Origin of the sequence: Rhodococcus sp. T9N (assembly GCF_024436645.1) — a bacterium.
GTDB lineage: Bacteria > Actinomycetota > Actinomycetes > Mycobacteriales > Mycobacteriaceae > Rhodococcus_F > Rhodococcus_F qingshengii.
This window is the reverse complement of record NZ_JAMSKS010000004.1, coordinates 149,531-172,521: the sequence shown is the minus strand read 5'-3', so window position 1 is coordinate 172,521 and position 22,991 is coordinate 149,531. Positions and strand designations below refer to the sequence as shown.

Annotated in this window: 24 protein-coding genes; 14 read left to right on the top strand and 10 right to left on the bottom strand. The window is 62.4% G+C overall.

Annotated elements, in window-relative coordinates; translation table 11 throughout:
* Nucleotides 1-58: 58 nt before the first annotated feature.
* Entirely contained in the window at nt 59-1,486 is a 1,428-nt protein-coding gene (locus M1L53_RS09495) for a hypothetical protein (protein ID WP_054188557.1), read from the top strand.
* A gap of 313 nt (nt 1,487-1,799) precedes the next feature.
* Nucleotides 1,800-2,462 carry a GAP family protein gene (locus M1L53_RS09490; RefSeq protein ID WP_007735094.1) on the top strand — a complete coding sequence of 221 codons (663 nt, stop codon included), beginning with the start codon at nt 1,800-1,802 and terminating at the stop codon, nt 2,460-2,462.
* Between the two features lie 51 nt (nt 2,463-2,513).
* Here M1L53_RS09490 and M1L53_RS09485 read toward each other — a convergent pair whose 3' ends face one another.
* Entirely contained in the window at nt 2,514-3,977 is a 1,464-nt protein-coding gene (locus M1L53_RS09485; protein ID WP_054188556.1) for a glycoside hydrolase family 5 protein, read from the bottom strand.
* Between the two features lie 176 nt (nt 3,978-4,153).
* On the opposite strand from M1L53_RS09485, the gene M1L53_RS09480 reads away from it, so the two are divergent.
* A complete protein-coding gene (locus tag M1L53_RS09480) occupies nt 4,154-5,074 on the top strand; it encodes an alpha/beta hydrolase (RefSeq protein WP_054188555.1) in 921 nt (306 codons plus the stop codon).
* Between the two features lie 220 nt (nt 5,075-5,294).
* Nucleotides 5,295-6,209, top strand: coding sequence for a tyrosine-protein phosphatase (locus M1L53_RS09475; RefSeq protein WP_054188554.1), 915 nt, complete (start codon nt 5,295-5,297; stop codon nt 6,207-6,209).
* A 174-nt stretch (nt 6,210-6,383) separates the two neighbouring features.
* On the opposite strand, the gene M1L53_RS09470 is transcribed toward M1L53_RS09475, so the two are convergent.
* A complete protein-coding gene (locus M1L53_RS09470; RefSeq protein WP_054188553.1) occupies nt 6,384-6,959 on the bottom strand; it encodes a TetR/AcrR family transcriptional regulator in 576 nt (191 codons plus the stop codon).
* A 108-nt stretch (nt 6,960-7,067) separates the two neighbouring features.
* Between M1L53_RS09470 and M1L53_RS09465 the strand changes: the two genes are divergently transcribed.
* The 3 genes from M1L53_RS09465 (at nt 7,068) to M1L53_RS09455 (ending at nt 9,695) form a co-directional block, all read left to right on the top strand.
* Nucleotides 7,068-8,249 (top strand): GDSL-type esterase/lipase family protein, encoded by a 1,182-nt coding sequence (locus M1L53_RS09465; RefSeq protein ID WP_054188552.1) that lies wholly within the window; start codon nt 7,068-7,070, stop codon nt 8,247-8,249.
* Nucleotides 8,250-8,320: 71 nt separating this feature from the next.
* Entirely contained in the window at nt 8,321-8,827 is a 507-nt protein-coding gene (locus tag M1L53_RS09460) for a glyoxalase/bleomycin resistance/dioxygenase family protein (protein WP_039973461.1), read from the top strand.
* Between the two features lie 52 nt (nt 8,828-8,879).
* Nucleotides 8,880-9,695, top strand: coding sequence for a MerR family transcriptional regulator (locus M1L53_RS09455; protein ID WP_054188592.1), 816 nt, complete (start codon nt 8,880-8,882; stop codon nt 9,693-9,695).
* A 19-nt stretch (nt 9,696-9,714) separates the two neighbouring features.
* Here the strand turns inward: M1L53_RS09455 and M1L53_RS09450 are convergent, their stop codons facing one another.
* Nucleotides 9,715-9,870, bottom strand: coding sequence for a hypothetical protein (locus tag M1L53_RS09450; RefSeq protein WP_003942131.1), 156 nt, complete (start codon nt 9,868-9,870; stop codon nt 9,715-9,717).
* Nucleotides 9,871-10,146: 276 nt separating this feature from the next.
* On the opposite strand from M1L53_RS09450, the gene M1L53_RS09445 reads away from it, so the two are divergent.
* On the top strand, nt 10,147-11,196 hold the full coding sequence (locus tag M1L53_RS09445) for a biotin/lipoate A/B protein ligase family protein (protein WP_050655770.1): 1,050 nt from the start codon (nt 10,147-10,149) through the stop codon (nt 11,194-11,196).
* 45 nt (nt 11,197-11,241) lie between these two features.
* On the opposite strand, the gene M1L53_RS09440 is transcribed toward M1L53_RS09445, so the two are convergent.
* A complete protein-coding gene (locus tag M1L53_RS09440) occupies nt 11,242-12,402 on the bottom strand; it encodes a hypothetical protein (RefSeq protein ID WP_054188551.1) in 1,161 nt (386 codons plus the stop codon).
* Nucleotides 12,402-13,349: a metal-dependent hydrolase gene (locus M1L53_RS09435; RefSeq protein WP_054188550.1), complete on the bottom strand. Its 948-nt coding sequence runs from the start codon at nt 13,347-13,349 to the stop codon at nt 12,402-12,404. The genes M1L53_RS09440 and M1L53_RS09435 overlap by 1 nt, the downstream gene beginning before the upstream one ends.
* Nucleotides 13,350-13,574: 225 nt before the next feature.
* On the opposite strand from M1L53_RS09435, the gene M1L53_RS09430 reads away from it, so the two are divergent.
* Entirely contained in the window at nt 13,575-14,231 is a 657-nt protein-coding gene (locus M1L53_RS09430) for a TetR/AcrR family transcriptional regulator (protein ID WP_054188549.1), read from the top strand.
* On the opposite strand, the gene M1L53_RS09425 is transcribed toward M1L53_RS09430, so the two are convergent.
* Both M1L53_RS09425 and M1L53_RS09420 read right to left on the bottom strand, forming a co-directional pair.
* Entirely contained in the window at nt 14,197-14,931 is a 735-nt protein-coding gene (locus tag M1L53_RS09425) for an energy-coupling factor transporter transmembrane protein EcfT (protein WP_003942210.1), read from the bottom strand. The two genes, M1L53_RS09430 and M1L53_RS09425, sit on opposite strands and share 35 nt — an antisense overlap.
* Nucleotides 14,928-16,967 carry an ATP-binding cassette domain-containing protein gene (locus M1L53_RS09420; RefSeq protein WP_030535578.1) on the bottom strand — a complete coding sequence of 680 codons (2,040 nt, stop codon included), beginning with the start codon at nt 16,965-16,967 and terminating at the stop codon, nt 14,928-14,930. The genes M1L53_RS09425 and M1L53_RS09420 overlap by 4 nt, the downstream gene beginning before the upstream one ends.
* Nucleotides 16,968-17,078: 111 nt before the next feature.
* On the opposite strand from M1L53_RS09420, the gene dapB reads away from it, so the two are divergent.
* Nucleotides 17,079-17,834 carry a 4-hydroxy-tetrahydrodipicolinate reductase gene (gene dapB, locus M1L53_RS09415; protein WP_007735114.1) on the top strand — a complete coding sequence of 252 codons (756 nt, stop codon included), beginning with the start codon at nt 17,079-17,081 and terminating at the stop codon, nt 17,832-17,834.
* Entirely contained in the window at nt 17,831-18,295 is a 465-nt protein-coding gene (locus tag M1L53_RS09410; RefSeq protein WP_003942246.1) for a hypothetical protein, read from the top strand. The genes dapB and M1L53_RS09410 overlap by 4 nt, the downstream gene beginning before the upstream one ends.
* A 34-nt stretch (nt 18,296-18,329) precedes the next feature.
* Here M1L53_RS09410 and M1L53_RS09405 read toward each other — a convergent pair whose 3' ends face one another.
* Nucleotides 18,330-18,986 (bottom strand): DUF3105 domain-containing protein, encoded by a 657-nt coding sequence (locus tag M1L53_RS09405; RefSeq protein WP_003942235.1) that lies wholly within the window; start codon nt 18,984-18,986, stop codon nt 18,330-18,332.
* Between the two features lie 48 nt (nt 18,987-19,034).
* Nucleotides 19,035-19,982, bottom strand: coding sequence for a hypothetical protein (locus M1L53_RS09400; protein WP_054188548.1), 948 nt, complete (start codon nt 19,980-19,982; stop codon nt 19,035-19,037).
* 200 nt (nt 19,983-20,182) lie between these two features.
* Between M1L53_RS09400 and M1L53_RS09395 the strand changes: the two genes are divergently transcribed.
* Nucleotides 20,183-20,581: a DUF1801 domain-containing protein gene (locus tag M1L53_RS09395; protein WP_037130001.1), complete on the top strand. Its 399-nt coding sequence runs from the start codon at nt 20,183-20,185 to the stop codon at nt 20,579-20,581.
* 7 nt (nt 20,582-20,588) lie between these two features.
* Here the strand turns inward: M1L53_RS09395 and M1L53_RS09390 are convergent, their stop codons facing one another.
* A complete protein-coding gene (locus M1L53_RS09390) occupies nt 20,589-21,746 on the bottom strand; it encodes an isochorismate synthase MenF (protein WP_083471241.1) in 1,158 nt (385 codons plus the stop codon).
* A 200-nt stretch (nt 21,747-21,946) separates the two neighbouring features.
* Between M1L53_RS09390 and M1L53_RS09385 the strand changes: the two genes are divergently transcribed.
* Both M1L53_RS09385 and M1L53_RS09380 read left to right on the top strand, forming a co-directional pair.
* Nucleotides 21,947-22,177, top strand: coding sequence for a phosphopantetheine-binding protein (locus M1L53_RS09385; protein ID WP_003942230.1), 231 nt, complete (start codon nt 21,947-21,949; stop codon nt 22,175-22,177).
* On the top strand, nt 22,165-22,965 hold the full coding sequence (locus M1L53_RS09380; protein ID WP_003942103.1) for a 2,3-dihydro-2,3-dihydroxybenzoate dehydrogenase: 801 nt from the start codon (nt 22,165-22,167) through the stop codon (nt 22,963-22,965). The genes M1L53_RS09385 and M1L53_RS09380 overlap by 13 nt, the downstream gene beginning before the upstream one ends.
* The last annotated feature ends 26 nt before the right edge of the window (nt 22,966-22,991 follow it).

Genomic DNA, 22,991 nt, shown 5'->3' with positions numbered 1-22,991 from the left:
GGAGTACTCGCTCTAGATCGTTCTATCACTGTTTGTCAGCTATCTAACAAGGAGCGCGATGCATTCATCAAGAACACTCGTAGCTGCGGTGGCGCTGAGTGCGATCACTGTATTTGCCGGGGCTGGGTCCGCGGTTGCCGCGCCGGCGGTCGGATCTGTCGATTTCGGCTCGTCGAGCGGATCCGGATCAGGAACCGGTTCGGCTAGCGGATCCGAATCTGGTTCTGTCGATTTCGGATCCGGCGGACCGGACGTCGAGCATCCGGTGTCGACCTGCTTCTGGTCCGTGCCGATCAATCCCGAGCGCGCGGACCCACAGCTCAACTACGCCTTTCCTGACACCGCGGCGATTTACTGGGCTGCGCAGTTCACAATCCCCGAGAACGCCGAGTTGGTTATCCGAGGGCAGTATGCGCATGCGCGCTATCAGTCGTTGAACTCGTACAACGCAGCAACCGCGATGCCGACCGCCGTCCTCAATGACATTTCGACAGCTCCCGACGCAGGTTCGCGCAACACCTATCTTCCCGGTGCCGATCGATCGAACGAAAGTGCCAGGTCGTACACGGCTTCCGTCCTCAACGAGGCCTCGCCTGCTGAGCCGAAACCCAACACCTTGTATGCCGGTGTGCCAGGTCAGGACCGGATAAGCCTGCTTTATCGCATCTACCTGCCGGACAACGGGCGTGATCTCACCGGCGGCGTTGGACTGCCGGAGCCAGAGCTGCACCTTTCCGGTGGTCAGGTGTTGCGCGGGCAGGATCTGTGTTCAGCGGTCGGTGCGGACAACGGAATCTTGAAGCCGGCTTCGCTGCCGCTGGACACGTACAAGGCATTGCGTGACCAACCGGGCAAGCCTGCGACATTCCCTTCCGAGCAGACACCAGTCTGGCGGGCGTACTACAGCGCCGAGTTCACGCTCGGCTGTACCTATCTCGGCAAATGCGATGGCACACCCCAGCGGGTGGGCGGGCAGTACTCCAACATCGACAACAGCTACGTCACCGCTGAAGTCAACCGTGGGTTCGGCGAAGTTCTAGTACTTCGGGGAGAGTTGCCGAGGACTCCGAAGACGACAGGCGGCGCAAAGAATCTCGACAGCGCAGCCGACATGCGGTTCTGGTCGATGTGCAGCAATGAATCGCTGGCAACGACGAAGGTAGCGACGTGTCTGTTCGACGAGCAGATGGCCACTGATGCGGATGGTCGCTACACGATTGTCGCGTCGCTCCCTGAAGACCGACCCGCAAACGCTACGAAGGAATGTGGGGTGTCATGGCTTTCGCTCTCGCCGGCCGGTGACGGCGCAGGGCACCCCGACGATTCCCTCTTGATCATGCGGAACATGCTGCCGTCCAAGGACTTCAGCCACGCTGCACACGACACCAAGACGCCCGGTGACGAGAAGGCAGTGATGGGAGAGTATCTGCCGGACGGGCAATATACGTCCAAGCTCGCGTTCGAGGGCAGTGGCTGCGCGAAGTAACCCGTCTTTACGCGTGAGGTCACTACTCGAGATTGTGTCTGGTGATCCTCCTCGATGATGTTGGCTGCGCTCTGCTGCGAGCGCAGCCGACACACCGTTGACCAAGTCTTTTCGCGATCTTCGGTGGGGAATCGGGGCCTGCGGTTCAGGCACTCATCCCTTTCGAATGAGGCATCAACTACGCAGGCGCTCGCAGTGTCAGCATTGTCGCGCAGCGGTATCGGCTGTGCTCTGTTGTCCGTCGTGGCGGACAGGGGCGGCTTTTCTCGCCTACCGCCTATCCTGCTTGCCGCAATCAGAAATGAGTTTTGACATGGGTTCCGTTGTCGGAGAACTTCTCCCGTTGGCCGTCGGTGTCGCCGTGTCGCCGGTGGCCGTCATCGCCACCATCTTGATGTTGCTCTCCAAGCGAGCGGGTAGCACCAGCGCCGGGTTCGCGGTGGGCTGGTTACTCGGAATCTTCATCGCTACAGTTTTTTTCGTCATCTTGTCCAGTGCCGTCAGCACGTCAGACGACGGACCGTCCGCCACGGTTTCGTGGATCAAACTAGCTCTCGGTGTCCTCCTGTTGGCCGTCGGGGTCAAGCAGTGGCGGGGGCGCAGCGGCGAGCACGAAACACCGAAGTGGATGCAAGCCGTCGACGAGATGACCGCGGTCAAGGGATTGGGCCTTGGATTCGCGCTCGCCGCGATCAACCCGAAGAACCTGCTCATGTGCATCGCGGCCGGAGTGTCGATCGGCTCGGCGTCGTTGGCGACCAGCGGAGCGATCACCTCGATTCTCGTCTTCACGGTCATCGCCAGTTCAACTGTCGCGATCCCGGTCATCGGATACGTGGTGGCTGCTGATCGCCTGCGAAAGCCGTTGGCCAATCTCAAAGTCTGGCTCCAGGACAACAACACCACGGTGATGAGTGTGTTGATCTTGGTCGTCGGAGTTGTTCTGATCGGCAAGGGAATTGGCGGAATCTTCTGATACCCGCTCTTTCGCGTGGTGTGAAGGCGCGATTCCCGGATGATCGTTCGATCAGGCGCGCTTGACCGCGTAGTCGCCGTCGGCGTGGCCGATCAGTTGCCATCCGCCCTCGATCGGGGACAGTCGGACGTCGGAGAGATTCGTGGTCTCGAGCTGTGGCCGGTCGGTGCCGGGGTACCAGGCCTCGACCCGTCCGGTGCCGCTCCCGTCAAACCCGTCACGCGATACCTCCGTCAGCGTGCCGGGCGCTGCCCGCGGATACGCTCGCGAGAGTGGCGCGGCGAATCCCTCTACGAGCCCGAGTGATTCACCGGACGGGCAGTCGATGCGATTCAGATTTCCCTGTGGCTGGTGGGTATTGCCGTCGCGAACCGGGTGGGGGTCACCGCACGCTTGTGTCCACGACCACCACGCGCCGCCCATCCGGTACTTGTCGGTGGCATCGACGAAGCGGTCGACGTCTGCTCTCTGCTCGTCGGCGTCGCCGAACCAACCCCATTCACCTGTCCACAACGGTGCGTCGTACCAGGCGGCAGCGAGGTCGGCGATCTTGAATCCGTCTTCGATTCCGGGGAATTCGCTACTGACCGTTATCGATTCGCTGTAGAGATGGGGCGAGAAGACCACCAGGGGATCGGTCAGGTAATGGCGTGGAGGCAGCGCGTCGAGGCCGAAAGCCGACCAGATCGCGCTGGGCTCGAAGAACACGAGGTGTGGAAATCCTCCTGCTTCGGCCTGTCTGATGGCGTCGGTGGCCCGCTTGTAGAACTGCCCGATCTGATCAGCTGCCGTGAATGGATCGCGCAGGCCGGGGTTCGGTTCGTTCAACAGGTCGTATCCGGCTACAGCTGGTTCGTCTTTGAACTCGGCAGCCAACCGCGCCCACGTCGCGACGAGGCGACTCTGGATTCCTTGCTCGTCGTCGTAGAACGCCTGGAAGGCATGGGCGATCGCGGGTGCGGCTTCCCTGAGTCCACCGATGTTGCAGGTTGTCCATCCGCCGGTCAGGGTTGCCCACTCGGGTGCGCCGTCCCAGCCGACTCCCGGCTCCATGAAAGACGGGCACGACTGGTCGCTCGGGGTGCCGACGTACGGGCCCCATGCATCCTGATGCATGTCGAGAACGGTGTAGATGCCGTGGTCTTTTGCATCCTGGACCGCTACTCGGATGCGGTCGACGTACGCAGTGTCGAATGCACCGCGGGTCGGTTCCAGGAGGGACCACGCGACGTTGAGCCGGACGACGTTGAAGCCCAGCGCTGCCATCTGCGCGAAGTCCGTTCTTCCCAGCGGCGTAACGGTGGGTAGACCGGTGCCGTTGGTTGCGTAGTCATTGAGACCGTTGGCGTTCACGCCGCGGAGCAACACCGTTCGTCCGTCGACGTCCTTGATCGTTCGATCTGCGACGGTCAGTTGGGGGAGAGTCCAGCCCGGATCCGGTGGTGCAGCGTTCGCCGCCGGAGTTGCAATCTGGAGGACCAGGATTGCGAGGGTGGCAAGCAACAGCGCACGCATCCATCGACCTTTCTAGACAAACGTCCAATTCCGAGTCGAGGCTAGCGTGAGAAGACCTCTTTCCGGCGCGGTTTGCTCATACCTGTCACGGCCCCGCGTTGCCGAGAACACGTCGGACACGTGCTCCTGCTGGAGGTGTCATCATTGTCGACAAGTCTCGACCCGAGGGAGCCCTGGTGAAGCTTGCATTGACTGATCTGATCGAACAAATGCCTCGTGACGATTTGGCGAGTACGCGAGCGTTCTATGCGTCGCGGCCTGCCGGTGTCGGTCCGAGTTCCCTGCAGGAACTGCTTGTGGTGCGAGCATCCAGGGTGGTTGATCCCACGGCGAGCCGGGCTGTTGAACACGCACTCGACATCGAGGGCCGATCCGTTTCGGTGCGCGTAGTCACTCCGAAAGACGGCGATGTCAACGGGGTCTATCTGTATCTTCCGGGTGGGGGTTTCTACATGAGTTCAGCGGCCAGCGCTGACGCCCGAAGCATGAGACTTGCCGACGAGGTCGGGGTGGTAGTGGTTACCGTCGATTACCGGCTTGCACCGGAATTCCCTTGGCCGGCAGCGCCGGACGATTGTGAGGCAGTCGCCTTGTGGCTGCTTGAGGTCGCTGCCGAACGGTTCGGGACGACCAGGCTCGCCATCGGTGGCATGTCGGCGGGAGCAACCTTGGTGACGACGACGTTGCTGCGCCTTCGTGATCGAGGTCTGGCCAAGGCATTTTCGGGTGCGGTGCTGGAAGCGGGCACGTACGACGTCAGTGCCCAGACTCCCGCGGGCCGCACCATCAGCGACGAATACTTCATCGAAGCCTACGTCGGCCATGTCGATGATCGCACTCTCCCGGATATTTCTCCGACATTCGGCGACCTCAGCGGCCTGCCGCCGACCCTCGTTGTCGTTGGATCAGAAGACGTGGTCCTGGCAGAGAACCTTGCCATGGTGGCGCGACTGTCGGCGGCCGGAAACGACGTCGACTTGCGTCTCTATCCTGATGTCCCGCATGGATTTACAAACCATCCAACGCCTGTTGCCCGCCGCGCTGCGTCGGATATGGGTGCCTGGCTTGGGCAATGTCTCGACGGCGAGTCGGAGTGACAAGCACGGGCGCGGCCGCGGTCTGTCGTTCGAACGGGCCCGGCGTGGTCGATGGCGACGCAATGACGGGCAAGAGTTTCTTCCTGCAGGATGACGGCTGGCCGGGCACCTGAACACATGTCCGGTTTCTGGAGCAAAGTCGGGACGAGGAGCGCGCCACCCTTGTAATCTCGCACGGGAGTTTGCGGGGCGCGGGGTATCCCGCACAGCGAATGAGAGGATGAAGGTGACAACTGTCTACACGCGCCGCCGAGGGGCGCGCCCTTTCGGAATCGCCCTCGCTGCGCTGGTCGCCATGGGTGCGGCCCTGACAGGCCCCACACTCGCCTCCGCCTCGAGCGGCGACCTGCAATTGGGTTCGAGTCAGTTCGGATCGTCCGGGGAGCAACCGCCGCTGCCGGAGATCCCACCGCCGTCCGCGGCCGAGATCAGGCTCGACGAGGCGCGGAACTTCCGCGACATCGGCGGCTATCGGACTACTGACGGCAGGACCGTCCGGACAGGAGTGGTGTTCCGTTCCAACAAGCTCAGCTCGCTCAATGAGACTGATCTGGCAAAACTCACCGCCGCGAACCTGACCCTCGACGTCGACCTGCGCAACGCCTCCGAACGTGCGGAGGATCCTGATCGGATCCCAGCCGGGGTCACCTACCAGGTCGCCGACGTCGTCAGTATCGAACACGGCATCGCGTTCCACGAGTTCGTTCCCCTGACCCTCGGTCGCGCGTTGATCGACGGCGCAGTCAAGGGAACCTCGAACATCGGCCAGAGCATCGGCTACCCGTTCATGGTCAACTACCGGGGTTCCGATGTCGCCTTTCGTGACCTGCTGACTGCGATCGCGAACAACTCCGACGGCGCAACCGTCTACCACTGCAGTGCAGGGAAGGACCGCACCGGTTGGGGTACCGCGATCCTGCTGACCATTCTGGGTGTCCCGCGTGAGTTCATCAGTGCCGATTTCATGGCGTCGAACACGTACCTGGGCCGGGACGACGCGGTGGACCTGTCGTGGCTCGATGCGGCGTATGCACAGGTGGACCGGCTCTACGGCGGTATGGATACTTACGTACGGGAGGGCCTCGGCGTCGACCAGGGCACTGTCGACTCTCTGCGCGCCAAGCTTCTCCTCTAAGCGGAGCTCCACGCCCGGCTTCTTGCCTACTCGGACCTTCTTCTGTCCCAGTGCGACCTGTGGTTGCGGGAGCGCGCGATTGTGTGGCGCCGCTCCTGGGGTGGGCCCGAGGTTTCTTGGCCGTGTGCGATCACCAAGTGGCGCAAGAACTTGGCGCGCAAGAATCACGCCTGGTCATGGACTCGACGCTGGCCAATTGGTCAGCATCGAATCGAGAGCCTCGAGGATTCTTGCCCAGCTTTCGGCGCTGTCCGGTGCACTGTGGCTGAACGATCCACCCAGCTCGAGGCTGGCGTACCCATGAAAAACGCTGCCGAGCAACCGAACTGCGTGGGTCTGATCGAGATCGGTGAGGTTGTACCCGCGCAGAATCGATCGCAACATCTGCGAGTGTCTGAAACCCGCGCTCGCGGCCGCGGCCTCCGGGGTGAGGCGCATCTGTGACGCGGCGTACCGACCAGGGTGTGACCTCGCGTAGTTGCGGTACACGTTCGCGAAGGCGGTCAAGGCGTCGCGGCCGGACCGACCGGCCACGGCGTCGGCAGCCTGGTCGGCCATCTCTTCCAAGGCAAGCAGCGCGATTCTGGTTTTGAGGTCGTTCGAACTTTTCACGTGCGAGTACAGGCTTGCGACCTTGACGTCGAACGCTCTGGCGACCGCCGATACGGTCACCTGCTCGAAGCCCACCTCGTCGGCCAATTCGGCGCCCGCCACGGCGAGGCGTTCGGGTGTCAGTCCTGCGCGAGGCATGTCCGTTGGTCCTGTTCGTCGAGAAGTGAAACCGCTTGCCTAAATAGTATAGGCAAATTACTGTGTGCTGTAGTTAAAACCTTCGCAACTTATCTACAGGTGAATGAGATGAACAGCCAGAGCAGCTGGATTACTACCGCAATTTCCGAGGACATCGTGCGCGGAGCCCTCGAGCTCGAGCGGACCGAACGCGGTGTGCTGACACACCGTCTGCCTGCCAGAGCTCGCACGCAATTCGCTGACGGGCAGATGGCAACGGCGCAATCACAACCGTCCGGAGTGCGGCTGGTGTTCCGAACCAGCGCTACGGCCATCGAACTCGACACTCTGCCCACGAAAATGATCTACATCGGTGCTCCGCCGAGGCCGCAAGGGGTGTACGACCTGATCGTCGACGGCGAACCAACCGGGCACGCAATCGCTGAGGGTGGCAACACGGTGACGATCGACATGGCGACCGGTACCGCTCAGAGACAATCCGGACCCGTCAGCACCATCCGCTTCGCGGACTTGCCCGCGCGATCCAAGACCGTCGAGATCTGGTTGCCGCACAACGAAACCACCGAACTTGTCGCATTGCGAACCGACGCCCCGCTCGAACTCGCAGTCGGCACGAAGCGTGATGTGTGGCTCCATCACGGAAGCTCGATCAGTCAAGGCTCCGGCGCTGAAAGTCCCTCCCGCACTTGGCCTGCTCTCGCAGCCTCCCTCGGCGGCGTGGATCTGATCAACCTCGGGTTCAGCGGCAGCGCTCTGCTGGACCAGTACGTCGCCCGCGCTATGCGAGACACTCCTGCCGACCTCATCAGCATCAAGATGGGCATCAATCTGGTCAACTCCGACGTGATGCGCCTGCGGGCCTTCACGTCGGCAATGCACGGCTTCCTCGACACGGTCCGCGACGGCCATCCAGTGGCTCCACTGCTGGTCGTCTCGCCTGTCTATTGCCCGATTCACGAAGACACGCCTGGACCTGGTGCATTCGATTTCGACGCGCTTGCCAGAGGCGAAATGCGATTCGTTGCTACCGGCGATCCCGCCGAGCGCGCAGCCGGAAAGCTGACGCTGCGCTCTATTCGGGAAGAGTTGGCGCGCATCGTAACCCAGCGATCGGCGGATGATCCCAATCTGCATTACGTCGACGGGTGCGATCTCTATGGTGCGGCCGAGAACGAAGAGTTGCCGCTTCCCGATCAGCTCCATCCGGACGCTGCGACGCACCGTCTCATCGGCGAACGCTTTGCCCAACGGGTATTCGCAGACGACGGCGCATTCGCACGCTCGGTGTGATCGCGCAATCTGGTTCGATCGGATTTCACACGATTTGACCCTGACGTAGCGTGAGGGCTCACGATGACTTCATGACCGATACTTACCCAGCATTCGACATCAGCCCCGTCCCTGTCCCCGCTATAGACGCCGTGCCTCCGGAACAGTTCCGAGGTCTCTACGGAATGCCCATGTTCGTGTCGGTTCCGACATCGGATCTGGCCGAATCGGCCGACTTCTGGATCCGTGGGCTCGGTTTCTTCGACCTCTTTTCGGTACCGGATCGACTGACGCACCTGCGACGCTGGGCATTTCAAGACGTTCTGCTCGTGCCCGGCGAATGTGCAGATTCACCACCGTCCGTCAGTGTGAGCTTTGCGTGTGTGCTGAGTCAGATGGACCAGATAGCACAGGCGTGTGAGGAATTGCGGCCCGGATGCACCAGCGGTCCACATCTGAAGCCGTGGAATTCACTGGAGTTGGAGATTGTGACACCGGAGAACGCGCGCGTGATCATGACGGCCGCTCGTCCGTACGACCCGAACAGTGCCGAGGCCGAGCATCTGCGAGGGATGGGAATTGACGGACCCGACGACTGAACCGAGGTCTGACGCTGTGGCCTCCCGAACCGCGTCTGTCAGACTGGATCACGTGACGGACCAACTCTTCGGAGACGAGGCAGACAGTGCTCTCACTGTCGGTGCTGCCGCATCACGACTAGGCATAACCGTACGTACCCTTCATCATTGGGACGCAATCGGTTTGGTGCGCCCGTCCGGGCGCAGTGACGGGGGCTACCGGCTGTACACCGACGCGGACCTCGGCCGCATCGGCCGGGTGCTTGTCTACCGTGACGTGGGTTTGTCGCTCGACGAGATCGGGATATTGCTCGATGCGCCCGCAGCCCACGTGGACGAGACGCTGCGTGGGCAGCGCGCCGAGTTGCGGCAACGGATAGCCGACTTGGAGGAACTGGGCGAGTCCTTGGATCGCATCATCGATGCCAGGAAGTCGGGTGTGCTGTTGCCGGCACACGAGCAGGTCTCGATCTTCGGCCGACACTGGCAGCCGTCATGGGGACCTGAGGCGCACGAGCGTTGGGGTGACAGTGCGCAGTGGGCGCAGCACGCGGAACGGTCGGCGGGTAGGACCGCTGAGGATTGGCAGAAGATTGCCGACTGCGTCGAGATGCTCAACGAAGACCTGGCGCTGGCGTGCCGGTCCGGAGTCGAACCGGGAAGCGCCGAGGCGAATTCGCTGGCAGAACGGCACCGAGCGTCGATCGGGGTTTACTTCGACTGCACACATTCGATGCAGGTGTGTCTGGGACGGATGTACGTGGCCGATCCGAGATTCACCGCGTTCTACGAGCAGGTCGAGACCGGTCTGACACTGTGGCTCCGCGCTGTCATCGATGCGAATGCTCGGGCCAACGGGGTTGTCCCCGAATCGGCGACGTGGGTGTGAGTGAACTGGTGGTCGCTCGTCAGTCCAAAGACGCACACGCAGTGCACCACGGTCGGCCGTCGACTCCGGGCGCACGATGGGACACTGCGATGCGCGCGGCCAAAATGCAGCTTTCGTTGTCGTGATAGACGTCGAGATCCGAAGGAACCGTCGAGTGGAACGCCGGGACCTTCATGTCTACCTCCGTTGTGGCTCGCCAGGGAGTTGGCTCGTTGCGGCAATCCTCCCACCACAGAGATCATCTCGCCTGTCGGCAGAAGCAGGGCCGTTGCTCGGCCAAATTGCCAGGGGTCGACACGTGCGGTCCCGTCCGCGCGATTATGCAGCCCCGCAGCGACTTACAGGTGTGGTTACTTGGTCGCCCTGCCTTCCGAACAGATGCGCACTGCGCGCGCGGTGTGATCTTCGACGGCGCTCACCGCAGAGAATCCCGCAGGGATAGGCTGGACGGATGCGTGGAGAGTACAAGGTTCCTGGTGGAAAACTGGTCGCGGTCGACGTCGAGGTGGCGGACGGTCGGCTGTCCGAAGTCGCAGTCTCGGGGGACTTCTTCCTCGAGCCCGACAGCGCGCTCGACGACATCAACGCGGCGTTGCGCGGAATGCCCGCCGACTCGGATGCAGAACAGTTGGCGCATGCCATCTCCACTGCGCTCGACGAGTCCGTCTCGATGATCGGCTTCACGCCGCAGTCGGTCGGCATCGCGATCCGGCGCGCACTCGGCCACGCCACGAGCTGGGCGGATCACACCTTCGACCTCATCCCGCCGGTGGTTCTCGATCCCGCGATGCACGTCGCGCTGGACGAGGTCATCGCGCGTGAGGTCGCATCGGGTGAGCGTCCGCCGACATTGCGTTTCTGGGACTGGGACTCGCCCTTGGTCGTGATCGGATCGTTCCAGTCCGTGCGTAACGAGGTCGACTCCGAGGCGGCTGCGCGGTACGGCATCGGGGTGGTGCGCCGAATCTCCGGTGGCGGCGCGATGTTCATGGAACCGGGCAACTGCATCACGTACTCGTTGGCAGTACCGGCGTCATTGGTCGAGGGTTTGAGTTTCGAGCAGTCCTACGCGTTTCTCGATCAGTGGGTCATGGGAGCGCTTGCCGAGGTCGGTATCAACGCTCGGTATGTGCCGCTCAACGACATCGCCTCGGACAAGGGCAAGATCGCCGGCGCCGCTCAGAAGCGATTCGCGTCCGGCACTGTGCTCCATCACGTGACCATGGCCTACGACATCGACGCTGAGAAGATGACGCAGGTGTTGCGAATCGGACGAGAGAAGATGTCGGACAAGGGAACCAAGAGTGCGGCCAAGCGCGTCGATCCGCTGCGTTCGCAGACCGGAATGACGCGTGCAGCAATCCTGGAGTCGTTTGCGCAGCACTTCCGAGGTCAATACGACACCCACGACAGCGATTACACGGACCCGGAGTTGGAGCAGGCGCGCAAGCTGGTGGACACGAAGTTCAGAACCGAAGAGTGGACTCACCGCGTCCCGTGAAACCGAGAAACCGGGACGAGACCCGAGCGGTCTCGTCCCGGTCGCCTAGGTAGCCGGAGTCGCTGAGTTTGCCCCGAGAAGCTCGGCGTCGGCCGTCCCGGAGTTCCGCTTCGGAATGGTGAAAGTTGCGCTCACGCACAGGATTGCGATGACGAAGCACGCCACTGTGTACCAGAGGTTCCCGATGGGATCTCCAGCGCTGGTGGAACCGTCGACCGCGTCGAAGAAGTCGGGAAGCGCACTCGCCCACAGGACGGCCATGACAACCAGGTACACCACGCTGTAGATCTGCACGAACCTGTTGGTGTGTTCAGGAGTGTTCGATTCTGCCGAGCGCAGGTGCGTCCATTGGCGGACGAGAACCACGATCGCGACCACTGTGAGGACTGCAAGTTCAGCGGCGTAGAGGAACCCGCGGACAGTGTCGCTTCCCATACCGAAGACCGTCGCCGGGAGCGGGAGAATGAACGTACCCAGCGAGGCCAGCAGGCCGATCACGATGGTGCGCCATACCAATTGAAGTCCGGAGAAGTGCTTGCCGGCATCGACGTGCCGTCCGACGAAGTACTGGACGCAGAATGCCAACGACATCGGCCACAGCGCGGCGAAGACGACCACGCTGGGAAGTGGAACCGCGTCGAACATGGGTTGGTTGATCGGGTTCGACGTCGACCACTCCCACCACCGCAACTGGGGCCCCAGGTGGTCGAAGATTTCGTAGAACGCATGGTGGACGAAGCCGACGCAGACAGCGCCCAGTAGTGGACCGTATTTGCGGAAAACGCCGAGCATTCTGACTATTTCGAAGGCCAACGTCGCCATCAGTGGATAGATGGCAACGATGTACAGCGGCAGTCGACCCCACATGAAGTCGACGGTGAACACGTTGTGCGCGAACATCGTGTCCACTTGTTCTTCGATGCCGAACGCCGCCGGGAAGTACAGCGGCGGCTCGATGATGAACAGGTAGGCGGTGGCGCCGAACCAGAGAACCAGATTGGTGGGGTCGCCGTTGCGGCGCAACCGCACGATCGCCAGGACCAGTGCGAGCACCGAGCCGACGATGATGGTCCATTCGAGGACGGGCAGGGTCCAGTTCTCCAGCGCCGCCGGGTTACGGAACTCGACGAGTCCACCTGCTTCCTGACAGGAGAAACCGAGTTCTGTTGCGAGCTGGGAGAACGTGGGGGAGCAGTGTTCTGCCATCAGTTGGCCCCTGACGTGATCGACTCGGCTTGTGCCTGAGATTCGGCGGTGTACCAGCGTGTGCAGTCGTAGCCGTCGTCGTAACGCTTGAACCACTGGTCGGCGAGTGCGGGGAGTTTCTCGTGGTCCGGGTTGTGATTGGGCATCTGGCTGCGGAAGACACCGCCGAGTGCGACGAGTTGTTCTCCGAGTCGAAGGTGATCGAAGGCGCGAGGCATCGTGCCCTTGGTCAGATACGGAGCGAACGACGTCAGAATCTTCTGCTTGGTGCGGTGGGTGGCGAACATCGACAGTGAGTCGACTTGCCGCTCGGAGAGCGGAACGTGCTGGTTGAAGCCTGCGCAGGCGATACGAATCACCTTCATGACGTGTGCGAAGATCGACGGCGCCATTCGCATCCGGTAAAGCTCGCTTCCGACAACGGAATTGAAGATGATCAGTGCCGAGCTGCGATGCTCGACCTCCTCGACGAAGTGCCAGATGAACAGCGACGCGACGCGGTCGTCTCCCGGACGGAACAAGGTCGCCTCGTTGTCGAGCATCAGTTTGAACACCGGAGTGAAGGTCGCCTCCAGGTCCGCGGTGTATGCAAGCCGGTAGTTCAGCGAGGTCGCCTCGGTCAGTAGATCGAATTCACCGATCACAGCGTCGAGCGTGTTCTGTAGTCCGGGGTAGCGCCTGATCAGAGCCTTCACATGCTGGCGGTGCGCGGTCGAGTGATGGCCTTCCTGACGCATGAACGCCACGGCTTCCTCGGCCACTTCAGGATCGCTGATCCGCGACTTGGTCTGCATGATCATCTTCACGATCATCTTCTCGAAACCGATGGCCAGGAACGAGACCGCGTTGGACATGCTCGACCAGGCCGGATTCTCCGGGTTCCACAGGAAGGGAACGTCCTGATCCTCGAATCCGAAGTCCATTTTTCGGGGTTGAAGGTTGGTCACTTGTCGAACCTCGTCTTTCGGAGGGGCTGGTCAGGTGGCCGCTCTGGCACTCGAAGCCACGTGTGGCGGTAATCATACATATTGGTGTGCAGTTGTATGTTCACTTTCGGCGAGGGGAGTGAATTCGAGGGGCGCAGATGCAAAACCTGCCTGTGTTAGCCTGTGGCTCTTGGACTTCGAGCGCAAAGACATGGTTCGAGCCTCGTTCGAGCGAGGAAGTGGGCAGTGGCACGAAGGCGTGGGTGGGGCGGCAATCCACCGGACAGTGACGAAGATGCGTCTCGTCGCATTGTCGAGGCCGCGGTCGAGTTGATCGCACGGACGAGTTCGGAAATCAGCATCGGCGACGTCGCCGAGTCACTGGGCGTGATCCGGCAGACCGTGTATCGATACTTTCCCAGCGCCGACGCTCTGATGAGGGCAGCGGCGATCGCGTCGGTCGACGGCTATCTCGATCGACTCACCACACACGTGAGCGGCATCGAAGATCCCGTCGAGGCGATGACCGAGGGTGTCGTCTACACCCTGACCCAGGTCCACCGAACGCCGCATCTCGGCATTCTGCTCACCAGCACGAATTCGAGTCTTCATCCCGAGGGTCTGACCTCTCAGGAGGCGCAGGCCTTCGGAATGGCGATGATCACCCGCTTCGACGTGGACTGGGTGCGTTTCGGATACGACGACGCATCACTTCAGGAACTGGTCGAATACGTCCTGCGGACGATGCAGTCGTTTTTCCTCGCGCCCGGCGACCCGAAGCGGAGCGACGAGGAACTGCGGCGATACCTACGGCGCTGGATGGGTTCTGCGATCATCGCCCAGGGAAATTCTGTCAGCGGTGACCCGATCAGCGCAGAACCAGAGTCAAAACTACCGCGCTGACGCACGCGGCGATGACGACGGTCAGTGCGAACAGGTCGGCGAGCTGAGGGCGCTTGGGGTACGCCGCGATCAAACCGGTGCCCCCGCGAGCGGAGATCGCTTCACCCATCTCGGCAGAGCGCCGAATTGCCACCGACATGGTCGTGGTGATCAGATCGACTATCGAATTGTCCGCAGCGCTGTTCACCACAGCTTTCGGGCGTAGTCGTCGCGCCGCCACCAGGGTGAGCATCTCGTCGATCAAGAGCGGAAGTGAACGAATGCAGAGGGCCGTCGCGATCGCCCACTCGTCGACCGGGATCTTGAGGAATCGCAGCGGTCTACCGAGCGTTGCCAGTGCCGGCGCCACATCGCTCATCGACGTGGTCCATGCCAACATCAGTGAGACGCAGAGCAATACAAGACCGAACGTCACAGCTTGCAGGTAGATGAACACTGCGTCGAGGCCGATCGGAAGATTGATCAACGCGCCGAGCAGGATCAGCGCCCACAACCACCACGGAGGTCGCGGAACTGCAGTCGGGGGGATGCGTCCGATCACCGCGGTCAGCAACAACAATCCGAGTACGACGCCGATCGCCGGCCAGGACGGAGCGGTCACGACCACGATGCTGACGAGAACGACGGCAACGATCTTCGTTCCGGCCCACAATCGGTGGATCGGCGATGAAGTCGGGACTTCGCGCAGAAGTGTTGTCACGTCGTCGATCCTTCCAAGGCGCTGCTGGCGGCAGGGTCGAGGATGCGACCCTCCGACAGTCGAATTGTTCTGCTGCACACGGCGTCCATGCCGTCGACATCGTGGGAGATGACGACTACCGCGGTTCCGTTCCGACGAATCCACCTGAGTACGTTCAGGATTTCGTGTCGACCGGGTGGATCGAGACCGGCCAGCGGTTCGTCGAGGATGAGTACCCGCGGTTGGCGCACGAGGAGACCGGCCAGGACGACGCGTCGCATCTGTCCGCCGCTCAACTCGTCGATGCTGCGGCCGGCGATGTGACGGTCGAGTCCGACGGCGTCGAGCGCCCACGAGACTTGCACCGATCCGATCTCCGGACCTCCGGCGGCCTCGATGTCTTCGGCGACGGTTCGGCGTTGCAGCTGCAGTCGCGAATGCTGGAACGTGAGACCGACGGTGCCGAGTTGGCGTGAGACGGGTTTGCCGTCGAAGACTGCGGTTCCCTTGCTCGGTGCGATCAAGCCCGCCATGATCCAGGCCAGAGTCGATTTACCGGAACCGTTGCCGCCCAGAACCAGCAGCCCGTCGCCGTCGCCGATTGTGAGATTGACGTCCGACAAGGCGCGCCGCGACCACGGAGTCCGGTCGTTGTACGTGTGGGTGACATCGGTGAGTTGGAGGACAGCTCGAGTGCTGACCGGCCACGGCGCAGACGGAGGACCCCCGAACGTCGACGTCATCCAACCTGGTTGGTGATCGATCTGCCGTCCGCGTTGTAGTTGAATCACCCGATCTGCGTTGCGGGTGTCGGCGTGGTGATGGGTGACCAGTACCACGGCCATCGGGTGGCGTCGCGGAAGTTCGGCAAGGAGCGAGACCAATTCCTCCCGGCCGGCCTGATCGACCATCGCGGTGGCTTCGTCCGCGATCAGCAGAGCGGGGCGCCGCGCCAGCGCGGCTGCAACAGCCAGACGTTGCATCTCGCCACCGGACAGCCCGGAGGTCTCACGCATACCCATGCCCGCGAGTCCCACCTCGGCCAGCAGTGCATCGACGTCGGGATGCGACTCGGGGGGGAGCCCCCAGACGACGTCGTCCGCGACGCGGGTTCCGAGGATCTGGCTTTCGGGTCGTTGGAGGACGACGGCGGTTCCGCCGTGTCGGCCGAGACCGGCGGACCCGGGTCTCGTCAGCGTCCCGACAGTCGGCGCGCGACCGGCGAGCAACCGGGTGAGTGTGGACTTGCCCGAGCCGTTGTGGCCGACGACGGTGACGAACTCTCCTCGTCGCACGGTGAAGTTGACGTCGACGAGGGCCGGTGTCGTTGCACCCGGATAGGTGAAGCCCACGTGATCGAAAGTGACCGGCAGCGGATCGATCGGACGGTCGTCGGGTGCTGTCTGGAGCGGGTCGGCCGAAGGGAGTGCAGCCAATCGGTCGAGGACGGCGCCGAGGACGAAATAGGAGACGACGGTACTGAGGACGATTCCGGAGATGATGGACACGCCGATCCACAACCACCAGTAGTCGATGATCGAGCCGATGCTGTTCTCGATCCATTCGGCTGCGCCGACCAGTGTGGGGGCACGCTTCAAGATCTCGGCCACGCCCAACGCGGTGTTCTCGAGCGAGGTCAACAACAAGGTGCGCAGCGGAGCGAGAACAAGCAACAGGACTATGGAGAACAACGCCAGCGCGGGCCCGATGACCAATGACGACAGCAACGCGGAGACGAAGCCGAGACCGCGCCGCTTGACCGTACCGATGATTCCGCCGAGGAGAGCGCTCAATGCGACCGCCGCCGCAGATCCCGAACCCGCCGCGACAAAGGCGACTGCCGTGGCCGAGATACCGGCCGTCGTCACGGCGCGGACTCGGAAGCGCTGGGCAACAATTCCCATCGGAACGGCGGCCACGAGGTTGAGGGCGCTGGCCATGGGGATGACCGTGGCAATGACGGACAACGCGACCGTGAATCCGGCCATGACGGCACCCGTTGCCAACTCGAGTGGTCGAAGGTTGCCGGTTTCGCGGACTTGCGGACGGTTGCTCACTACGTCCAGTGTGCCAGTGGTGACATAACTCCCGCCCGACTGATGGTGAGCGCATCGGGGTGATTGCGTAGGCTTCACCTCAAACAATGCATCGGACGGAGCGTGGAAGACGTGAGTGCAGCACCCATCAGGGTCGGGGTTCTGGGAGCCAAGGGCAAGGTCGGTCGAGCGATCTGCGAGGCAGTGGAAGCTGCTCCCGATCTGGAACTCGTCGCTCAGGTCGACACCGGTGATCGCATCGAGACGTTTGTCGACACCCGCACTCAGGTAGTGGTCGATTTCACGCACCCCGACGTCGTCATGGGAAATCTGGAATTTCTCGTGGCCAACGGAATTCACGCAGTGATCGGCACCACCGGTTTCGACGAGTCCAGGCTTGCGACTGTGCAGTCCTGGCTTGACGCCCAGCCGGCAACGGGTGTTCTGATCGCCCCGAACTTCGCCATCGGTGCTGTGTTGTTGATGCGCTTCTCGGCTGCCGCGGCGCGCTTCTTCGATTCCGTCGAGGTTATCGAACTTCACCACCCCAACAAGGCAGATGCTCCCTCGGGCACCGCATACCGAACGGCCGCCATGATCGCCGAGGCTCGCGCGGAAGCAGGCGTCGGACGTAGCCCTGACGCCACCACGACCGAGCTCGAGGGTGCGCGTGGAGCCGACGTCGACGGCGTCCGGGTTCACTCCGTGCGGATGGCCGGACTGGTTGCGCATCAGGAAGTGATTCTCGGAACTCAGGGCGAGACGCTGACCATTCGCCACGACTCGATCGACCGGAATTCGTTCGCGCCGGGCGTTCTGCTCGGTGTCCGCCAGATCGGCTCGCGTCCGGGTCTGACGGTCGGTATCGATTCCTTTCTCGATCTATGAACAAGACCACCCGCACCGTCGCACTGATCGTCGCGATTTGCATCGCGCTCGCGGTGTACTTCGTGCTGCTCGGTCAGCGCGGAATCCAGCTCATCCAGGACGGTGGCGGCGCCGCGATCGGTCTAGGGATCGGCGTGCTGATCCTGCCGTTCCTGGGGCTGTGGCTCGTCATCGCCACGCTCCGTGCCGGCTTCACGCACCAGCGCCTCGCGCAGCAGATTCACGACGAGGGCCTCGCTGTCGACGCGTCTGCGCTTCCGAAATTGCCTTCGGGCCGGATCGAGCGAGCGGCTGCCGACGAGTTGTTCGCCCAGATCAAGGTCGACTGGGAAGCAGACCCGGACAACTGGAAGCAGAACTTCCGACTTGCTCGCGCCTACGACTATGCCGGTGACCGAAGCCGGGCTCGGGAAACCATGCGACGGGCAGTCGAACTGGAACGCCGTTCACGAGGCAAGTAGGTGTCTACGCCGCGAAGCGGGGCCTGCTGAGACGCTACCGCTCCGGAACGGTTGTGGGAGATGACGGATCCGGAGTGGTGGGGTCGAATGGCGGCGGGTTGTTCGGGTCGAAGCTCGTCACCGGCACCGAACAGGTCGCGCCCACTTCGGGATACGTGTTCGGGTTGACGCGCAGAGCCGAGACGAACTGATCGATGCGCGCGTCCGCGGCGTTGTCGAGCTTGAGCTGACGGCCCCAAGACTGCAGCGAGATCGGCGAATCCAGGGTCGGATACGGCGACATCAACGTGTAGCTCATGCCCTCGACTCGCTGTGCCAAGCGAGCCTGATCCTCGCTCGAGACGAGGTCGGGGTTGTACGTGATCCACACGGCCCCGTGCTCGAGAGAATGGACCGCATTCTCGGTCCGAATCGCTTGTGGATAAACAACTCCGGTGCAGTTTGCCCAGACCGAGTCATGACGGCCGCCGAAGGGCGGTGAATATGTGTACGCCACGCGTTCGTTCGGGCGTACGTGTTGTGCCGCTGGGTAGTCGACCGTGACAACTCCGTCGATGGCTTCGGACGGATCCGGGTTGTCGATGCTCGGAACAAACGCATCCGGGCGCGGTGATCCTTCGAGGGAATTCGCACACGAAGCCAGTGCGAGAACTGCCGAGACCACCACTGTCGCTCGAAGTTGTTTGTTCACTCGGCCATGATAGCGGCGCCTGTCCGCTTTCCCGGGGACGCGAATCGACTACGACCCGAGAGAGCCGCTCGCTCCGTCCGACAGTGCGATGTCGCTGGCGCCGCGAAGAATTCGGATTGGTGGTAATGGCCCTCGGTATGCCTCGGAGCCACTGATCAGATCACCGGCAGCGTCGAACGCGATCGCCTCACCTTGTGGCTCGTCGGGAAGGGAGACGCGAATCGGGTTGGTGTTCAACGCTTTCACGATATCGCCGTCGGGAGCTGCGTACAGGTAAGCGTCGGTATACGTGCGGAGCGCTACCACCGTGCCGTCCTTGCTCACGGCGCCGCCGGTGACAGCCATCGTTCCGGCGTGGGGGACGGGCCCACCGGGTGTGAGGGTGGGAGTAAATCTGAGCTGACCTACTTTGGCCAACATGGTCGGCGAGCCCGTACTCAGATCCTGAACCTGCTGTCGCTCAGCGGTTGTGTAGACCACGCTTGCACCCAGGTAGTCCTTGGTGACGATGACGGGAACCCCGTCGCTCTGGATCAGTAGTGTCTCGGCGTCGTGCGCGCCGTCGGGATAGACCAGGGGGTAGGAGGTCGCCGCACCTGAAGCCGGATCGAGTTCGATCAGCCCGACCGACGTTCGTACCGCGTTGTTGTCGCCGATGTCTGCCAGCCACAGGTGGCCGTCGGGAGTCGACGACAGATCCTCGACGTCGACACGAGGGGTGCCCACGCTGATCCAGCGCTGCACGTGGCAGTTCGAATCGAGTTCGGCGACCCGATCGTCGGAGCCGCTGTCGCCGATTGCGTACATCCCGGCCGCGGTGACGGTGAGTCCGGACAGCTCGGAAAGGCCTGCATCGGTGGGTGTGCACAGTACGTCGAAGACGCGGGCCTGTTGCGCCGCCGCAGGAACGGTGTGAACGCCGACAATCGCGGCGGCGAGAACAACCGATCCGGCAGCCCAAGCAACTGAGTGGGCGAGCGGTCGATTCCAGATCACTATGCAGTCCTCCGGGCCGAAGAATCGGGACTTAGTACCCAGAGAATACTGGACGTCCGTCTCACTTTGACCGAAACTGCAAGAAATCGCATCTGCCGAGACGCCGTGATGCGTCAGTGATTCACCGAGTGAATCCGCGTGCAGGAGGGGATACTCGACTCACCGGAGATCGGCGGCGACGAGCAGGAAGTGACGAAGCGATGGCGAAGAGTGAGTCCGACAAGCAAGGCGCAGATTCCCCGTCTCGGTTGATCGACCAGCGAATCGAGGAACTCGGAGACTGGCGGGGCGAGATGCTCGCCCGGATACGAACTCTGATCAAAGAAGTGGATCCGGATGTGGTGGAGGAATGGAAGTGGCGAGGTGTTCCCGTGTGGTACCACGCCGGAATGATCTGTACCGGTGAGACTTACAAGAGCGCAGTGAAGGTGACCTTTGCCAAAGGCGCATCACTCGACGACGCTTCAGGACTCTTCAACTCCAGCCTCGAGGGCAATACGCGACGGGCGATCGATTTCCACGAGGGCGAAGCCGTCGACGAAAAGGCGTTCAAGGCACTCGTTCACGCCGCGATTGCCCTGAACACCTCGAAGAAGTGACGCCCTGTCAGAGCTGATGTTCAGCGAGGTCGAACGCACTGAGTAGCGTGCGGAATTTTGTACTGGTCTCTCTCAATTCGATTTCCGGGTCGGAAGTAGCGACGATGCCGCCGCCGGCGTAGGCCCGCGCCGAGAGGCCGTCTGCTGCGATCTCGGCGCAACGAATAGCAACCATCCACTCGCCGTCTCCAGTCCGGTCGCACCAGCCCACGGCACCGGCATAGAACCCACGATCGGCTTCGGTTGCGGTGATGTGCTCGCGTGCGGCGACCGTCGGTGTGCCGCAGACAGCGGGAGTCGGATGCAGCGCCATTGCGAGTTCGAGCGAGGTCAGGCTCGGGTCGATCAGGACACCTTCGATCTTGGTCCCGAGATGCCACAGTTGCGGTGTCCGAAGGATTTCCGGTGCGCTGGGTGCATTGAAGGACGTGCACAGTGGTCCGAGTATCGCGCTGATGGAGTCGACGACAAACGCGTGTTCGGCCAGATCTTTAGTCGACGCGCGGAGTTGCTCGGCATTCGCCTCGTCCTGATCCGAATTCGGGTGGCGTGCAATCGAGCCCGCCAGCGGGTGGCAGGTGACGACGCCGCCTCGCCTTTCGATCAGAACCTCGGGCGTCGAACCGACCAGCGAACGACCGCGGTACTTTCCTCCGGCGGGGGACAGGTCGACGCAGAAACCGTTGTGCGCGTGATCGAGTGCAATCAGTTTCTCGGCCAGAGCGGCGGGGAAGATCGTGGACTCGGCCTCGATGGTCAGGGAGCGTGCGAGGACAACTTTGTCGAGTTCGCCTGCTCGAAGTCGCTCGATGGCTCCGCGGACCCTGTCGGTGTGGATCTGCGGGCTGGGTTCGAATCCGGCTACCCGCGAAGTGGGTAGTGACGGGATGTTCGAGTGATATAGATCACCGCGGACTCGTGTGAAACTCAGTGGCGCGGTGAGGGCGGACGGCGACTCCGGGGAGAACGGCAGGGCGCCGACGACCGAGTCGATGCGCCCGGTCTTGAGGGCTTCGGCAGCGTCGAAGGCCGAGTCGAATTCTTCGACTGCTCCCGAAGTGCGGATCGACGTTTGCCTACGTGAGAGCAGGAAAACGGAGTCCGTTTCATCGTCAGTCCGGTTGTTGCGCAACGGGAATTCGGAGACTTCGGCGAGTGCTGACATGGACACCCTTCCAGTTCGGCAGATTGCTTGTTATGTTGAGGCTAGCCTTAGTTTGGGTGAATTTGTGTTGCGAGCGCCCGGGTTGTGTACTTCCGTACCGTTATGGTTAGGCTGGCCTAAAGTCAAGGCGTGCGGACGGGGTCGACACGAGGGTTGGGTTGGCTCGATCTGAGCGCGTCGACCACTACTCGAGGAGACCGATGAGCAACACCGTGGACCGTGACCAGATCGTGCGCGACGTCGCCGAGGTTCTGTCGATGAGGGCAGAACAACTCGGCGACGACGCGGACCTGGGTGACGAAGGCCTTGACTCGGTTCGCTTGATGACGCTCGTCGAACGGTGGCGGGGAGCGGGCGCGGATGCCGACTTCGCGGAGTTGGCAGAAGAGCCCACGATCAATGCCTGGGTTCAGGTCCTGTGCCCGCAGTGAGCGAGCGCCGAATCGCCGTGGTCACCGGTGCTGCGGCGGGGATCGGCGCCGCAGTGGCCCGTACGCTTGCGCGCGACGGGTATTCGCTGGCGTTGCTCGATCGCGACGACGTCGAATTGAAGCGGGTAACTGCGGAATTGGCAGAAACAATCGTCGAAGGCGCCGATATCGAGAGTCACGTCGTGGACGTGACCGATCGGCAGGCAGTCGACGCTGCAGTGGCCTCGACGATGGACACGTTCGGCCGGATCGACGCGCTCGCGCACGTCGCCGGAATTCTCGACACCGGATCGGTGCTGGACTCCGATCCGGACCAGTGGCGGAAGATATTCGGCGTCAACGTCTTCGGATTGCTGAACGTGCTGCAAAGCGTGGGACTGGAAATGCGTCGCCGTCGGGCCGGGGCGATCGTGGTCGTCTCGTCGAACGCGGCCGGTGTCCCACGTATCGGGATGGGTGCTTACGGTTCGTCCAAAGCTGCTGCCACCATGTTGGTTCGAACCGCTGGACTGGAGCTGGCTACTGACGGCATTCGTGTCAACGTGGTCGCTCCGGGATCCACCGACACAGCGATGCAGCGGTCATTGTGGTCGGACCCTTCCGACGATTCGGGTGCCGACGCGGTCATCGAAGGCAATCTGGCGAGCTATCGCCTGGGTATTCCGCTCGGAAAACTGGCCACCGCAGACGATATCGCGGACTCGGTGCACTTCCTGCTGTCCGACCGGGCGGCCCACATCACCATGCAGGCGCTGTACGTCGACGGTGGAGCGACGCTCAAAGCGTGAGACGTATTTGCTGACAGTACTTTCGA